The organism is Streptomyces sp. NPDC029674 (assembly GCF_044903205.1).
Taxonomy (GTDB): Bacteria; Actinomycetota; Actinomycetes; order Streptomycetales; family Streptomycetaceae; genus Streptomyces.
Window position 1 is genome coordinate 171437 of record NZ_JBJDPY010000008.1, and the last position, 15513, is coordinate 186949.

The 15513-nt window shown below is 73.1% G+C and carries 11 protein-coding genes; 2 read left to right on the forward strand and 9 right to left on the reverse strand.

Annotation, left to right across the window (positions count from 1 at the left end; genetic code table 11):
• From ACI2L3_RS20860 to ACI2L3_RS20870, 3 genes are all read right to left on the reverse strand, one after another.
• Positions 1 to 2261 (reverse strand): branched-chain amino acid ABC transporter permease/ATP-binding protein (locus tag ACI2L3_RS20860; RefSeq protein WP_404753843.1); only part of this gene is annotated, 2261 nt, incomplete at its 3' end.
• A 12-nt stretch (positions 2262 to 2273) separates the two neighbouring features.
• Positions 2274 to 3530 (reverse strand): ABC transporter substrate-binding protein, encoded by a 1257-nt coding sequence (locus tag ACI2L3_RS20865; RefSeq protein ID WP_404753844.1) that lies wholly within the window; start codon positions 3528 to 3530, stop codon positions 2274 to 2276.
• A gap of 63 nt (positions 3531 to 3593) precedes the next feature.
• The gene (locus tag ACI2L3_RS20870) at positions 3594 to 5393 is read right to left on the reverse strand and encodes an AMP-dependent synthetase/ligase (protein WP_404753845.1); all 1800 of its coding nucleotides are present in this window, start codon (positions 5391 to 5393) and stop codon (positions 3594 to 3596) included.
• A gap of 404 nt (positions 5394 to 5797) precedes the next feature.
• Between ACI2L3_RS20870 and ACI2L3_RS20875 the strand changes: the two genes are divergently transcribed.
• Complete coding sequence (locus ACI2L3_RS20875; protein ID WP_404753846.1) at positions 5798 to 6487, forward strand: alpha/beta fold hydrolase; 690 nt, start codon at positions 5798 to 5800, stop codon at positions 6485 to 6487.
• 127 nt (positions 6488 to 6614) lie between these two features.
• On the opposite strand, the gene ACI2L3_RS20880 is transcribed toward ACI2L3_RS20875, so the two are convergent.
• The 6 genes from ACI2L3_RS20880 to ACI2L3_RS20905 all read right to left on the reverse strand — a co-directional run bounded on the left by ACI2L3_RS20880 (position 6615) and on the right by ACI2L3_RS20905 (position 14397).
• Complete coding sequence (locus ACI2L3_RS20880) at positions 6615 to 9359, reverse strand: fumarate reductase/succinate dehydrogenase flavoprotein subunit (RefSeq protein WP_404753847.1); 2745 nt, start codon at positions 9357 to 9359, stop codon at positions 6615 to 6617.
• A gap of 47 nt (positions 9360 to 9406) precedes the next feature.
• Positions 9407 to 10174 (reverse strand): ABC transporter ATP-binding protein, encoded by a 768-nt coding sequence (locus ACI2L3_RS20885; protein WP_404753848.1) that lies wholly within the window; start codon positions 10172 to 10174, stop codon positions 9407 to 9409.
• Positions 10171 to 11052 (reverse strand): ABC transporter permease, encoded by an 882-nt coding sequence (locus ACI2L3_RS20890; protein WP_404753849.1) that lies wholly within the window; start codon positions 11050 to 11052, stop codon positions 10171 to 10173. Before ACI2L3_RS20890 ends, ACI2L3_RS20885 begins: the two co-directional genes overlap by 4 nt.
• A complete protein-coding gene (locus ACI2L3_RS20895; protein ID WP_404753850.1) occupies positions 11049 to 12395 on the reverse strand; it encodes an ABC transporter substrate-binding protein in 1347 nt (448 codons plus the stop codon). Before ACI2L3_RS20895 ends, ACI2L3_RS20890 begins: the two co-directional genes overlap by 4 nt.
• Positions 12396 to 12409: 14 nt before the next feature.
• Positions 12410 to 12637, reverse strand: coding sequence for a ferredoxin family protein (locus ACI2L3_RS20900; RefSeq protein WP_055563275.1), 228 nt, complete (start codon positions 12635 to 12637; stop codon positions 12410 to 12412).
• 266 nt (positions 12638 to 12903) lie between these two features.
• The gene (locus tag ACI2L3_RS20905) at positions 12904 to 14397 is read right to left on the reverse strand and encodes an MFS transporter (RefSeq protein WP_404753851.1); all 1494 of its coding nucleotides are present in this window, start codon (positions 14395 to 14397) and stop codon (positions 12904 to 12906) included.
• A gap of 126 nt (positions 14398 to 14523) precedes the next feature.
• Between ACI2L3_RS20905 and ACI2L3_RS20910 the strand changes: the two genes are divergently transcribed.
• A complete protein-coding gene (locus tag ACI2L3_RS20910; RefSeq protein WP_404753852.1) occupies positions 14524 to 15501 on the forward strand; it encodes an Lrp/AsnC family transcriptional regulator in 978 nt (325 codons plus the stop codon).
• Positions 15502 to 15513 lie beyond the last annotated feature (12 nt).

Here is a 15513-nt window from a genome sequence, read left to right on the forward strand (position 1 = left end):
GTGGCCCCGTTCCCATCCCGATCGTGCGCCTTCTGCGGTTCCGCCGCGCGAGGGCTTCGCTCCGGGTCTTGTTCCTCGGGCGCGGGCGGACCCGAATCCGCCCGCTGCCGGTGTGGCCCCGCCGGCATCGTGGCCCCGTTCCCATCCCGATCGTGCGCCTTCTGCGGTTCCGCCGCGCGAGGGCTTCGCTCCGGGTCTTGTTCCTCGGGCGCGGGCGGACCCGAACCCACCCGCTGCTGATGCGGCCCCGACGGCACCGTCGCCCCGTCCCCGTCCCGGTCGTGCGCCTCCTGCCGCTCCGCCTCCCGACGGCTCCACCAAGGGGCCCGCCCCCCGCCCGCCGGAGTAGCCGAACCCGCCCGTCGCCGATGCCTCCGTACCGACACCGCCGCGCAATATCCGTCCGGATCGTTGGCCAGTGCCAGGCCCGCGAGGCCGAAGAGGATTACCGGCAGGTGTACGGACTCCGTCACGTAGTCCGACACCAGGTGCGGCACGATCGCGAAGACCAGGCCCGCCACCACGGCGAACTGCGGCCTCCGGACGCCCGCCGCGACCACCACCGCCAGCCAGATCAGGCCCGTCATCGCGGTGAAGTCGGTGGCGGTGATGCGGGTGTTGAAGGACGCGTACATCACTCCGCCGAACCCGGCGAGGCCTGCCGAGAGGGTGAACAGGAGCAGCTTCGTGCGGACCACGGAGATGCCGGACGCCATCGCCGCCGCGGGGGCGGACCGCACGGCCAGCATGGCCCGGCCCGACGGCGAGTTCCGCAGCGCGCCGAGCGCGGCGACGGCAGCCGTGACGAGGACGACCATCGCGACGCCCATCGCCCGGTCGTCCGAGAGATCGACGGGACCGAGGACCGGGCGGGGGATCTCCCAGCCCGTGTCGCCGTTGCGCAACCAGCCCATCTGGAACAGGACTTGGTCGGCGAGGAAGGCGAGCGCGAGGGTCGCGAGGGCCAGCGAGCGCCCGCCGAGCCGCAGCGCGGGCAGCGCCACGAGCGCGCCGAGGCCCGCCGCCGCGCACGTCCCGGCCAGCGCCGCCGCGAAGAACGGCCAGCCGTGGCTCATCAGGAGCCCGGCGACCAGCGCGGCCCCGGTGACGAAGGTGGCCTGTGCGAGGGACACCATCGCGCCGAGCCCCGTCACCACGGTGAAGGAGATGAAGACCAGGGAGATCGCGAGCCCCTGGGCGAGGATGCCGCTCCAGAACGGGGTCGTGATCGTGTAGAACGCGGTGGCGAGGAGTGCGGCCGCCACCGCCCACGGGCCCCATCTGCGGGCCCACGACAGGCCGGCGAGATAGTCGACGGGCGGCGCGTCCACCGCCGCCGTGCCCGCCGTCCGCTGCCGCCGCGTGAGCAGGAGCAGCCCGGCGAAGAGGATCAGGAAGGGCACGGCCGTACGGAAACCGGTGATGTTCTCGGCGAAGTCGGCGTACCCCGCGACGAGATTCTGCAGCACCCCGAGCCCGAGGCCGCCCGCGAACGCCAGCGGGATCGACATGAAGCGGCCGAGGACGGCGGCCGTCGCCGACACGAAGAGGAACAGGGTGAAGTCGTGGGCGGAGAGCCCGAGCAGGGGCGTCGCGAGCACTCCTGCGAGGCCCGCGAGGCCGGACGACAGCATCCACGCCACCGACGAGAGCCGGTCCGCGCTCATGCCGCGCAGCTCCACGAGCGAGCGGTTGTCGACGGCGGCCCGCAGCCGGAGGCCGAGCGGGGTGTGGCGCATGAGGATCCACAGGCCGACGGCGACCACCGCCGTGGCCAGCCAGGTGATCAGCTGGTCGGAGTCGATGCCGACACCGTCCATGAGCTGCCAGCTCTTGGCGGGGCTCGGCCCGACGCCCGGCAGCCCGAACTGATTCTCGGCCGGTTTGACGGAGGCCCCCGCGTCCGTCAGGAGCTCGACGGTCCACAGACCGAGCGCGGGCAGCGCGACGAGCAGGCCGATCGTCGCGACGATCTGCGCGGTCTCGCCGACCCGCGCCAGCTTGCGGAACATCAGCCGGTCGAGGCCCCAGCCGAGCGCCGGGGCGACCACGACGACCAGCAGCAGCGCCGTCGGTACGGCGGGCAGACCGAAGCCGGAGTGCAGTTCGTAGAAGGCGAGGGCACACAGGTAGGCGGTGGCGCCGTGCGCGAAGTTGAAGAGGCCCGACGCCGAGTAGGAGAGGACGAGGCCCGTGGCGAGGAGGGCGTACAGGGCCCCGGAGACAAGGCCGCTCAGCACGAATCCCAGCAGGTCCGACATGGCGGCCCGCCGCTACTTGAAGGGGATCGGTTCGTAGCACTTGAAGGGCGACGACACGGCGTACTTCCCGCCCTTGAGCTGCACGAGGGCGCCACAGCCGAACGCCTCCTTCTGCCCCCTGGGCAGCCGCCGGTCGCCGACCATGGTGCCGGTGTCCGAGTAGCCGTCCGCGGCCTTCTGGAAGGAGGCGACGGTGAGGTCCTTGCCCGCCTTCCCTGCGATGGCGAGGAAGAGGTCGGCGGACATGTAGCCGGTCATCATGTGCATGTTGAGCGGCACGTCCTTGCCCGCCGCCTTCCTGATGTCCGCCTTGAACCGCCTCATGTCCGCGCTCTCCTGCTCGAACGGCTGGAAGGAGAGGAGGATGTGCACGCCGTCCAGGGCCTTGCGCGTCGCGCTCTTGGCGAGCAGGCCCGGGTCGTAGTCGGTGGGGTCGGTGATGACGCCCTTGAAGCCCGCGCGCTTCACGGCCGTGAACAGGCCGATGTTGTACGGGGTCTGCATGACGGAGACCACCGCGTCCGGTGCCTTGCCGCCGTCCGAGCGCAGGATCTCCTTCGTGTACGCCGACCAGTCGCTCGGCACGGAGGTCGCGGGCACCGTCGGCTTGGCGTACGTCACCTCGTACCCGGCGGCGGCGAAGCTCTGCTTGTAGGTGCGGATGGCGAACGTGCCCGCGTCGTTGTCGTTGGCGAGGATCGCCACCGACTTGCCCTTCGCCCCGCCCATCACCTTCTTGAGGCCCTCCGGCCAGCTCTGCGTGATCGTGCCGCCGGGCATCGGCACCATGCAGCCGCCGAAGCCGTACATGTAAGTCGGCCCGCAGAAGGGCGGGATGGTGCCCCAGCCGAAGGTGGGCACCTTCTGTTTCTGCAGGAAGTCCGCTCCGGAGAACGTGACCGAGCTCATCGGGGAGATCGCGAACACCTTGTCCCGCTGCACCAGTTTGCGGGCCGCCGCGAGGTTCTTGCCGGGGTCCTGCCCGTCGTCCTCCGCACCCAGGTAGTCGATCTTCCGGCCGTGCACGCCGCCCTCGGCGTTGGCGCGGTCGAAGCGGGCCTTCGCGCCGAGATCGGTGTCCTTCTTGCTGTATCCGCTGGCGGTCGTCATGGAGACGATGCCGCCGACCTTGATGGAGTCGGCGGTCACTCCGCGCGCGGAGCCGCCGCCCGGCTCCCCGGAACCGCCGCTGTCGGAGGCGGAGTTGCAGGACGTGGCGAGCAGCAGGGCCGCAACGGCGGCGGTGATGGTGCGGATCGATCGCGACACGGTCGAGCCCCCTGAAGTCGAAGTGGGGCTGATTGTGTGCGGGACCTGACGAACCGTCAATAACTAGCTGCGGTACAGCGCCTCGACCTCCGCCGAGTACACCGTCTCGATCGCCTTCCGCTTCAGCTTCAGCGACGGCGTCAGGAGGCCGTGCTCCTCGGTGAACTGGTGCGCCAGTATGCGGAACGTCCGGATCGATTCGGCCTGCGAGACAAGGGTGTTGGCGGCGACGACGGCCCGCCGCACCTCGGTCTCCAGATCCGGGTCGCGCACCAGCTCGCCCGGCGGCAGCGTCGGCTTGCGGCGCATCGTCAGCCAGTGCTCCACGGCCTCGGAGTCCAGCGTGACGAGCGCCGCGATGTAGGGGCGGTCGTTGCCGACGACGACGCACTGGGCGACCAGCGGATGGTCGCGCACCCGCTCCTCCAGCTGGGCCGGCGACACGCTCTTGCCGCCGGACGTCACCAGGATCTCCTTCTTGCGCCCGGTGATCGTCAGGTACCCGTCCTCGTCGAGCGCGCCCAGGTCACCGGTGGCCAGCCAGCCGTCGTGCAGGGTCGCGTCGGTGGCCTTGGGGTTGTTGAGGTAGCCCTGGAAGACGTTGCCGCCGCGCAGCCAGACCTCGCCGTCCTCCGCGATGTGCACCGTCGTGCCGGGGATGGCCTGGCCGACCGTGCCGTAGCGGGTGCGCTCGGGCGGGTTGGCCGTCGCGGCGGCCGTCGACTCCGTCAGGCCGTACCCCTCGTAGATCGTCACGCCCGCGCCCGCGAAGAACAGGCCGAGCCGGCGGTCCATCCCGGAGCCGCCGGACATCGCGTGCCGCACGCGGCCGCCCATCGCCTCGCGCACCTTGGAGTAGACGAGCTTGTCGAAGAGCTGGTGCTGCATGCGCAGCCCCGCCGAGGGCCCGGGACCCGTCCCGAAGGCCTTGGCCTCCAGCGCGTCGGCGTACCGCACCGCGCACTCGACGGCCTTGTCGAACGGGCCCGCCCTGCCGTCCTTCTCCGCCTTGCGCCGCGCCGCGTTGAAGACCTTCTCGAAGATGTACGGCACGGCCAGGATGAACGAGGGCCGGAACGCGGCAAGGTCGGGCAGCAGCGCCGCCGCGTTGAGGTTCGGCTGGTGCCCCATCTTGACCCGGCCGCGCACCGCGGCGACCTGCACCATGCGGCCGAAGACGTGCGCCAGCGGCAGGAAGAGCAGCGTCGTCGCCTCGTCGCCGCGCCTGGAGTGGAACACCGGCTCCCAGCGCGCCACCATCACGTCCGCCTCGAACATAAAGTTCGCGTGCGAGATCAGACAGCCTTTGGGGCGGCCCGTCGTGCCGGACGTGTAGATGATCGTGGCGATCGAGTCGGGCGTGACCGCGCGGCGGTGGCGGTGCACCACCTCGTCGTCGATGTCACGGCCCGCGCCGGTCAGCTCGCCGACCGCGTCGGCGTCCAGCTGCCACAGCCGGCGCAGCTGCGGCAGCCGGTCGACGACCGAGCCGATCGTCATCGCGTGGTCCTCGTGCTCGACCATCGCGGCCGACACCTGCGCGTCGTGCAGCATCCAGAAGACCTGGTCGGCCGAGGACGTCGGGTAGACCGGCACGACCTGGGCGCCGATCGTCCACAGCGCGAAGTCGAAGAGCGTCCACTCGTACCGGGTGCGGGACATGATGGCCACGCGGTCGCCGAACCGCACGCCCTGCGCGATCAGCCCCTTGGCGAGGGCGAGCACCTCGTCGCGGAACTCCGCCGCGGTGACGTCGGACCAGCGCCCGTCGCTCTTGCGGCCGAAGGCGATGCGCAGCGGGTCCTCGGCGGCATGGTCGAACACGGCGTCGGCAAGGCCGCCGACGAGCGGCGCCGACGCCATCGGAGGATTCGAGAACTCGCGCAATGATGCTCCTTGTGGCGCTCCGCACAGCGCCGTGACCGTACCCCACGCCGCGCGCCTTCGGGAGGGGGTGCAAACGCGGTCGGTACGGACCATCGGCACAGGTCAGCCGGTGGAAATGCGGCCACAAGGGGAAGGGCGGGACAACTTACTTACGTTGGAGTAAGTTTCGGTGGCGTAATCTCCACCGAATCTGTACGCGGCATGCCGAGTGTGGTCGCCGGAACCCCACCTCCGACCGCCGCGCCCCGGGGCCGGCCGCCGAGCCGATGGGGAACTCGTACAGGCCGACCGCCGTTGTGCTGCGTACTGAACGAGCCGCCGCGACGCCGAACGAGCCGCCGCGATGCCGAGGGAGCGGCCGTGACGCCGAAGGAGCCTCCGTGTCCATATCCGCCGACCCGCCCCGCTCCCCCCTGGTCTTCCCCCGGGTCTCCGCGCCCCCTCGGGCGGCCGTCCTCCTCCTGCACGGAGGCCGGGAGCACGGTACGTCGACGCCCCCTGCCTGGAACCTGCCGAGCCTGCGCATGCGGCCCTTCGCCCGCGCCATCAGAAGAGCCTTCGGGGCGCGGGGCATCGTGGTGGGAGAGGTCCGCTACCGCTGCCGGGGCTGGAACGGCGAGCGCGAGGACGCCGCCCACGACGCCCGCCGCGCGCTCGACGCACTGGCTCCGCGCATCGGGGACGCGCCGGTCGTCCTCGTCGGCCACTCCATGGGCGCCCGCGCCGCCCTGCGCGCGGCGGACCACCCCTCGGTCCGCGCCGTGGTGGGCCTGGCCCCCTGGTGCCCGCCGGGAGAGCCGGTCGGCCACCTGCGAGGCCGCGGCGTGGTGCTGCTGCACGGCGACCGGGACCGGACGACCGACCCCGCCGAGTCCCGGGAGTACGTGGCGCGGGCGGCAGCGGCGGGAGCGGACGCGACCCTGGTGACGATGCCCGGCAGCGACCACGCGATGCTGCGCGCCGCATCCGCCTGGCACGCCCTGACGACGGCAACGGTGGGCGGCCTCCTGCACCTCGGCCCACTGCCCGAAGAGGTGAGCCGCGGCTTGGAGCGGCGTCCGGCGGGGTAGCGCGCGGGGTGCTGCCCGGGGGGCCCGCGGGGTGGGTCGGCCTCCGGGGCAGGGGGCGGGGTGGGCGCGGGATCGCTTGTCGTCGTACGACCGCGGGGTGGGCCGGCCCTCGTGGTCGCGGGTGACGTCAGTGCGTGGCCCGCGCCGCGTACGCGCGGATGTCCGCGTCCGGGTCCGTGGTCGCGTCGGTGAGGGCCGCGCGGGCCTCGGGGGCAGTGGTGTGGGCGAGGAGGGCCAGGACGGCGGCCTTGCGGACGTCCGCCTCGGAGTCGGTTGCCGCCTTGGCCAGGGCGGGGACCGCCTCGTCGGACGGCGCCGCGCGCAGGGCTGTCGCGGCGCCGGCCCTGACCTGCCACGCGGGGTCGCCGAGCGCGGCCACGGCACGTCCGGCATACGGGGGCGGGCAGCCCGTGACCGACAGCGCCGTCAGGGCGGCCGCCCGCACCAGCGCGTCGGGGTCGTTGAGCAGCGGTGCGAGCGGCGACGGCGAAGGGGCGCGCACCGCCGCGAGACCACGGGCCACCGCGACCCTCACCTCGCGGGCCGGGTCGTCCGCGGCGGACGCCAGCTCGGCGGGCGCGTCCACCGAGACCAGCGCCCGGACGGCGTGGATACGGACGTCGATGTCGGTGTCGGCCAGCGCGGCGGCGTACGACGGGGCGTCCCCGAGCCGCAGCGCCCGCAGGACGTCCAGCGCGGCACGCCGTACCGCCGGGTCCGTGACCCGGAGTGCCGCCCGCAGTCCGGACGCCAATTCCGCTTCCGGGGGCAGTACTTCGACCAGTTCGCGCAGCGCACCCGCCGATGCCTCCCGCACGTGGGGGTCGGGGTCGCGCAGCGCCGCGGCCAGCGCGGGGCCCGTGCCCGCGGGCGCCGTCTCGGCGAGGGCGGCGACGGCCGCCGCCCGCACTGAGGGATCGGGATCGGAGAGGTAGGGGGAGAGGGCGTCCAGGTCGGGGGACTCCTCGGCGAGGGCGAGGAGGCGGAGGAGGGCCGGGCTCGCCGCCGGGGCTCCGGTGGAGAGGGGCAGGGGTGCTGCGTCGTCGGGTGTCGTGCGGTCGGCGGATGGTGCTGGGCGCGCGGCCGGCGCCGCGTTCCGTGGGCCCGCCGTCGCCACCGGCACCAGAGCCACCTCTCCCAGCACCCGCTCCGCCCCGCCCACCGGCTCGAACTCCGGCACGGGCACCACGTACGGCTCGACAGGCCGGGCCCGGAACTCCATGGCCCCCGAAGGGGACTTGTACAGGTCGAGATGGTGCAGCCACCCCGCGTCGTCCCGCTCCGGATGGTCGAGGCGCTCGTGGTACAGGCCCCATCGGGACTCGGTCCTGGCCAGCGAGGAGCGCGCGGCCATCTCCGCGCAGTCCCGGATGAACGACACCTCCGCGCACCGCATCAGCTCATGGGCGGTGCGCGCCCCCATCTCCGCGATCTCTCCCGTCATCCGCTCGAACGCCTCGACGGCCAGGGACAGTTTCGCGCCGGTCTTCGGAGGCGCCACGTAGTCGTTCACGAAGCGGCGCAGCTTGTACTCGACCTGCGGCTGCGGCGGCCCGTCGGGATGACGCAGCGGCCGGTACACGAGCTCGTGCGCGGCCGACAGCTGGTCGCCGGGCAACTCGCCCTCGTACGCCCGGTATTGGGAAGCGTCCTCCCCGGCCAGGTCGCCGAAGACGAACGCCCCGATCATGTAGTTGTGCGGGACGCAGGCCAGGTCCCCGGCCGCGTACAGGCGCGGCACGGTGGTGCGGGCGTGCGCGTCCACCCGCACCCCGGACGCCGAGTGCCCGCCGCACAGTCCGATCTCCGAGATGTGCATCTCGACGTCGTGCGTGCGGTAGTCGTGGCCGCGGCCCTCGTGGAACGTGGCGCGCGTGGGCCGTTCCGTCGTGTGCAGGATCGACTCGACGGTGCTGATGGTCTCCTCCGGCAGATGGCTGAGCTTCAGGTACACCGGCGCCCGGTCGGAGGCGAGTTCGGCCGCGAACTCCGCCATCATCTGCCCCGACCAGTAGTCCGACTCCACGAACCGTTCGCCGTGCCGGTTCACCTGGTAGCCGCCGAAGGGGTTGGCGACGTACGCGCACGCCGGGCCGTTGTAGTCCTTGATGAGCGGGTTGACCTGGAAGCATTCGATCCCGGTGAGCGCGGCTCCCGCGTGGTACGCCATCGCGTGACCGTCGCCCGCGTTCGTCGGGTTCTCGTACGTCCCGTACAGGTAGCCGGACGCGGGCAGTCCGAGGCGCCCGCATGCCCCGGTGGCGAGGATGACCGCGCCCGCCCGCACGGTGACGAACCCGCCGGTGCGGGTGTCGAACCCCGCCGCGCCCACCGCACGCCCCTCCACCGTGAGCACGCGCACCGGCATCACCCGGTTCTCGATGCGGATCCGCTCCCGCATCTCGCGGCGCCGCAGCTGCCGGTAGAGGACCTTCTTGACGTCCTTGCCCTCCGGCATCGGCAGCACGTACGAGCCGGAGCGGTGCACTTGCCGGACCGCGTACTCGCCGTGCTCGTCCTTCTCGAACTTCACTCCGTACGACTCCAGGCGCTGGACCATCGCGAAGCCGCGGGTGGCGGTCTGGCGGACCGTGGACTGGTCGACGATGCCGTCGTTGGCGCGGGTGATCTCCGCGACGTAGTCGTCCGGTTCGGCCCGGCCAGGGACGACCGCGTTGTTGACGCCGTCCATGCCCATGGCGAGCGCGCCGGAGTGCCGCACGTGCGCCTTCTCCAGGAGCAGTACGTCGGCGCCGCGCTCGGCGGCGGTCAGGGCGGCCATGGTGCCCGCGGTGCCGCCGCCGATGACGAGGACGTCGCAGGAGAGTTCGGTCGCCTCGGAGAGGGCGGGGATGGGCAGAGGGGTGTCCACGGACGGGCCTTTCACGGGAGTACGTCGGGAGGGGTGGGTACGAGGGGTCACAGGGACGTCAGGACGCGGCGGCGGAGCTCGGCGGTGCCGGGCGCGTCGCGTGCGTCCCGCCGCCGGGGGTGCGGCACGTCCAGGACCTCGCCGGAGGAGAGCAGGGCGATCCGGTCGCCGAGGTGGAGCGCCTCGTCCACGTCGTGGGTGACGAAGACGACGGTCGCGCCGGTGCCGCGCAGGATCTCCACGAGCAGGTCCTGCATCCCTGCGCGGGTGTGCGGGTCGAGCGCGCCGAACGGCTCGTCCATGAGGACGGCGCGGGGCCGTGCGGCCAGGGCGCGGGCCAGCTGCACGCGCTGCCGCTGTCCTCCGGAGAGCTGACGCGGCAGCTTGCGGGCGTGCCCGGCCAGACCCACCCGCTCCAGCCAGTCGTCGGCGGTCCGCCGCCGCTCGGCCCGTGCCACCCCGCGGATGGCGAGGGGGAGTTCGACGTTGGCGCGGACGCCGCGCCACGGCAGCAGGGCGTCCTCCTGGAAGACCAGCGCCCGGTCGGCGGCGGGCCCGACGACGGGCACGCCGTCCTGCGTGACGCGCCCGCCCAGCGGCGGCAGCAGCCCGGCGAGGGTGCGGAGGAGCGTGGACTTGCCGCAGCCGGACGGGCCGAGCACGGCGACGAGCTCGCCCGGCGCGATCCGCAGCCGCACGGTGCCGGGCAGCGGCCTGCCCTCGCGGTGGCCGAGCCGTACGTCGTCGAGGACGAGTTCGGCGCCCTGCCGGGCGGGGGCAACCGCAGACTCCACGGGGTTGTTCACGCGACTCATGCGACGGGCTCCTTGTCGAGGGCGGGGGCGGGGCCCGAGCCGGGGGACGGGACGGCGGCGGCCGGGGGAGCGGCGCGGCGGGCGCGGCGTGCCGCACGCGCCGGGACCCGTTCGGGCGGGCGGGGCAGCCAGGCGGTGGCGCGGCGGCCGAGGAACTCCACCGCCGTCGAGGTGAGCCAGCCGAGGGCGCCGATGGTGGCCATGCCGACGAAGACCCCCGGGTAGTCGACGACCGTGTAGTCCTGCCAGGTGCGGTAGCCGACCCCGTACTCGCCGGAGATCATCTCCGCGGAGATCACACAGATCCACCCGACACCGATGCCCACGGACAGGCCGCCGAAGATGCCGGGCAGCGCGCCGGGCAGCACCACGGAGAACAGCACCCGCAGCCGGCCGCCGCCCATGGTGAGCACGGCCTCCTCCCACACCGGGGCGAGCGCGCGCACCGCGTGCCGGGTCGACACCAGGACCGGGAAGAACGCGGCGGTGAAGGTGATGAAGACGATGCCCTGTTCGTTGGTGGGCAGGAGCAGGATCGCCACCGGGACCAGTGCGATCGCCGGGACCGGGCGGGCCACCTCCACCAGCGGCCCGAGCAGGTCGGCGGCCCACCGCGACCGCGCGACGGCCGTGCCCGCCGCCACCCCGAGGACCGCGGCGAGCAGGAAACCGATCACGATGCGGCGCAGGCTGTGGAGGAGGTCCTGCCAGTACGGGGCGGTGCCGAGCCGGTCGCCGAAGGTAGCCGCCACCTCGCCGACCGTGGGGAACTGGCCGAACCGCAGCCACAGTTCGACGTCCAGGGTGGTCAGGAGCTGCCAGAGGCCGAGCGCCGCGGCGAGCGAGGCGACCCGGACCAGTCGGCGGGTGACGCTCATGACGCCAGCTCCAGGGCGTCCGTATAGCTGACGACGCGGGCGCCCGCGTGCTCGTCCACGTACGTCCTCGCGTGGCTCGGGGTGACGAAGGCCCGCAGGTCGGAGCCGTCGGCGACCCACACCGCCCGGTCGGCGAACCAGCGGGTGCCGGTCAGCGCGTCCGGCACGTACGCGGCCCGCACGCCGGCCTTCCGCGCGGCCCCGGTGGCCTTGAGGAGGGCCTTCGGGCTGTCGAAGGTGCGGGTGGTGTCGCGGCCCTTCAGCCACAGCTCGGACCTGGCCGCGCCCGCCGAGGGACGGGCGGGGGCGTGCCCGGCCCGCCGCAGCGGCTCCGGGTCGACGAAGGCGTCCACGTCGACGTCACCCACGAGCCCGGCGTCCTTGAGGATCGGCACGTCCTTCTTCAGCGCGGCGATCAACTCCGGGCGCAGCGCCGGGTCGAAGGTGGCGATGCCGTGGGCGCCGTTGTAGAGGTAGACCGCCTCGGCGGGCAGCCCGGTCTCCTCGGCCACGGACTCGGCGGCGGCGACCGGCCGCTCGCGCAGGTGGTCGGTGGCCCGCCGCTGCGCGGTGAGGAAGTCGTCGAGGACTCCGGCGCGTTCCTCGGCGAACTCCTCTCGTACGGTGACTCCGTGGAAGGTCGGCAGGTTCAGGTCGGCCCCGTCGTAGAGCGCCTGCGCCTTGCCCTCGTACGCCAACTGGCCCGGCCAGGCGACGAACTGGGACAGCGCGTCGACGCTGCCTGCGGTCAGGGCGGAAGCCCCCACGCTGGGCTGCTGGTTGAGTTTGCGTACGCCGTTCTCCGGATCGATGCCGGCCTTCTCCAGGGCGCGGATCAGGGTGCCGTCGGCGGCCGAACCGATGCTGGTGGAGACCTTCTTGCCCCGCAGGTCGGCCAGTGACCGCAGGCCCGAACCCGGCTTGGTGACCACGGTGTTGAGGGCGCCGCGCAGGTTGTACCCGGTGACGGAGACGAGCCTCGTGGGCTGCCGCAGCTGCTTGCCGCGTGCCGCGTTGATCAGTAGCGGGAAGTCGCCCATCGACCCGATGTCGATCTTTCCCGTGGTCATCTGGGCGGTGATCGGAGCACCCGTGGCGTAGTCCTGCCACTTCACCTTGTAGGTCTTGCCGTCCTTCTTGCCGCGCGCCGCGAGCTCCTCCTCGAAGTAGCCGAGGGAGCGCAGCAGCGTGCCGGCTGTGACGGTGTTGATGGTCTTCGACTGGTAGCCGACGGTCACCGTCACGGTGTCGGAGTCCTCGGCCCCGGCCGCGCCGCCGCACGCCGTGGCCAGGGGCACCAGGAGGGCCACGGCGAGGGAGAGCCTGCCTGTCGTGCGAGTCATGGAAGTCGGGCCTTTCACCTGAGCAGATAGGGCATGTTGACGGTCACCGCACCGGTGGGGCACCGGGCCGCGCACGGGCCGCAGTACCAGCACTCGTCGACGTGCATGTAGGCCTTGCCGTTGTCCTCGCGGATCGCGAGCGAGTCGAGCGGGCACATGTCGACGCAGAGGGTGCAGCCGTCGATACAGCGGGACTCGTCGATGGTCACGGGCACGTCGGCGCGCTGCGGGACAACAGGCATGACTGCCTCCAGGAGAAAGAAAAAGGGGGGCGGAGGGGGAAGGGCGGGCAGCGGGTCCTGCGGGTTGGCAGGGAACGTACCGGCGTGGTGGCCGCGGTGGTGTTGCGGCAGCATTGCGCCACCTGACGCTGCGGGCGCACCGCTCTGACCTGCCGTGTCGCCGGACCACGCGCAAGACCCGCCACCAAGGTGCCCACTACGTGGACAGCCCCGGTGGCGGGTCCGAGACGGCGCACCGCCTGTGACGTACCGCCTGTGAAGTACCGTCAGCGTCGCGCCGTCAGCGCCTCCTCTCCCGACTGTGCGGCCGCTGCCACGGACGGCGCCCGGCCCCCCGGCGCCCGCACCATCACCAGCACCAGGACACCCGCGACCAGACCCGCCACCCCCGCCGCCAGCGAAGCCCCGTTGAGGCCCGACGCGAAGGCCGCGCGCACGGCGTGCTCCGGCACCGTGCCGTTCAGCGCCGGGGCGCCGCCGCCCGCGACGGTGTGCGCCGCCTCGCGGCCGAGTGCGTCCTGCATGCGCGCGGTGAGCACCGTCCCGAACAGGGCGACCCCGACCGCGTATCCGAGCTGGCGGAAGGTGTTGACCGCGCCGCCTGCCATCCCGGCGTTGGCGGGCGGCACCGCGGCGAGCGCCGCTCCCGCGAGGCCCGGCGCGACCAGTCCGGCGCCGACGCCCGTGAGCGTGAGCCCCGGCGCGAGCGCGCCCCACGACGACCCGGCGTCGAGCACCGCCAGGCACAGCCCTCCCGCCCCGATCAGCAGCAGCCCCACTCCGATGACCAGGCGCGGCGCCACCCCGTGCAGCAGCCGCCCGGCGACCAGCGCCACCACGAACGAGGTCCCGGCGAGCGGCAGCAGCACCAGACTGCCGCGCACCGGACTCATGCCGAGCACGGTCTGCAGCCAGATGGAGAGGTAGGGGACGACGCCGAAGGCGGCACCGTTGTAGCCGATGGCACCGATCAGTACCCCGGTGAAGGCGGGCTTGCGCAGCAGCCGCAGGTCGAGGAGCGGCTGCGCGACGCGCCGCTCGACGAGGACGAAGCAGAGCAGCGCCAGCGCCGAGACCGCGAAGGACGTTCCGGCGGCCGCCGAGGCCCAGCCGTCCGCCCCGCCGCGCAGCACCCCGTACGTCCCCGCGCCCGCGAAGCTCGCGAACGCCGCTGTGCCCGCCCAGTCGACCCGGCGCCCCGCGGGCCCCTTCGACTCCGGCACGACCCGCAGCGTCAGCCAGATCGACGCCACGCTGACCGGCAGGTTCACGAAAAAGATCCAGCGCCAGCCGGGCCCCTCCGTGAGCAGCCCGCCCACGATCGGACCGAGCGCGGCCGACGCGCCGCTCACCGCGCCCCACACGCCGAGCGCGGCCGACCGGTCGCGCCCTTGATAGGCGGCGCCGAGCAGCGGCAGCGTCGTCGCGAGCATCGCGGCGGCGCCAAGCCCCTGCACGGCGCGCGCCGCCACCAGCAGGCCCGCGTCCGAGGCGAGCCCGCAGCCCAGCGAGGCCACCGCGAACAGCGCGGTGCCGACGACGTTGAGCCGCCGCCTGCCGAACACGTCGGCCGCGGCGCCGACGCCGAGCAGCAGCGCGGCCAGCGCGAGCGCGTAGCCGTCGATCACCCACTGCAGATCGCTCAGCGAGGCGTCCAGCGCCCGCGCCATGTCGGGCAGAGCCACGATCACGATCGTCACGTCCAGCAAGAGCATGAACGTTCCCAGAGACACCGCCGTGAGCGGCCCCCATGTGCGCATTTCCTTGTCCCTCCGACTCGTCGCCCGACGCCTGCGGACGTCCTCGTACGATGAGCCGACGGCGAACGAAGCCGGTGCCAGAGGCCTGTCCGACGCACTGATCCGACATACAGGAGCTCTACAGCGATGGAATCCGACGTCTTCGACGACCTGGACCTCCAGCTGCTGCACGCCCTGGAAGTCGACGGCAGAGCCCCCTTCAGCCGCATCGCGGGCGTCCTCGGCGTCTCCGACCAGACCGTCGCCCGCCGCTTCCGCCGCCTGCGCGCCGAGGCGGGCCTGCGCGTCGTCGGTGTCCGTGACACCCGGCGGCTCGGCCACGACGAGTGGATGCTGCGCCTGCGCTGCACGCCCGACGGGGCCGAGGTCATCGCGGCCGCACTGGCCCGCCGCCCCGACACGGCATGGGTCCACCTCACCTCGGCCGGCACCGAAGTGGTGTGCCTGTCGCTGCCGCGCACCCCGGCCGACTACGACGATCTGCTCTTCGGCAAGCTCCTGCGCACCCGCAAGCTCGTCGAGATCACCGCACACCAGCTGATGCACCGCTTCTACGGCGGCCGCACCGGCTGGATCGGCAAGCACCGCCCGCTCTCCGACGAGCAGGTCGCCGCGCTCGGTCCCGCCGGGCCGCCGGCCGTGCCGGGCCCCGCCCGCATCACCCCCGACGACGAGCCGCTGGTAGCCGCTCTGAAGGCCGACGGCCGCGTCACCTACCCCGAACTGCGGCGGCTCACCGGCCGCTCAGAGTCCGCCGTCAAGCGCCGCGTCGCCGCGCTGCTCGGCTCGGGCGCGCTCTACATCGACACCGAGTACGACACCGCGCGCTTCGGCTTCACCACCGCCGCGATGCTCTGGGTCACCGTCGCCCCGGGCGCGCTCGACCGGGTGGGCCGGGCGATGGCCGGGCACCCCGAGATCGCCCACGTCTCCGCCATCACCGGGTCGGCCAACCTGATGGCGACCGTCGTGACCCGCGACACCGACGAGCTCTACGCCTATCTCAGCGGCAGCCTCGGTTCGCTCGACGGGGTGCGGCACGTCGAATCGGCGCCCTATCTGCGCCGCTTCAAGGAGCTGACGTATCCGCGACCGCTGCGCTGACGCAGGCCGCGG

What these genes read in the sequence shown, in the direction of transcription:
- ACI2L3_RS20870 (WP_404753845.1), bottom strand. Translation starts at nt 5,393, where the DNA reads ATGGCGTCGGCGCCGCTCGTCGGCGGCCTTGCCGACGCCGTGTTCGAC.
- ACI2L3_RS20885 (WP_404753848.1), bottom strand. Translation starts at nt 10,174, where the DNA reads ATGAGTCGCGTGAACAACCCCGTGGAGTCTGCGGTTGCCCCCGCCCGG.
- ACI2L3_RS20890 (WP_404753849.1), bottom strand. Translation starts at nt 11,052, where the DNA reads ATGAGCGTCACCCGCCGACTGGTCCGGGTCGCCTCGCTCGCCGCGGCG.
- ACI2L3_RS20895 (WP_404753850.1), bottom strand. Translation starts at nt 12,395, where the DNA reads ATGACTCGCACGACAGGCAGGCTCTCCCTCGCCGTGGCCCTCCTGGTG.
- ACI2L3_RS20900 (WP_055563275.1), bottom strand. Translation starts at nt 12,637, where the DNA reads ATGCCTGTTGTCCCGCAGCGCGCCGACGTGCCCGTGACCATCGACGAG.
- ACI2L3_RS20905 (WP_404753851.1), bottom strand. Translation starts at nt 14,397, where the DNA reads ATGCGCACATGGGGGCCGCTCACGGCGGTGTCTCTGGGAACGTTCATG.
- ACI2L3_RS20910 (WP_404753852.1), top strand. Translation starts at nt 14,524, where the DNA reads ATGGAATCCGACGTCTTCGACGACCTGGACCTCCAGCTGCTGCACGCC.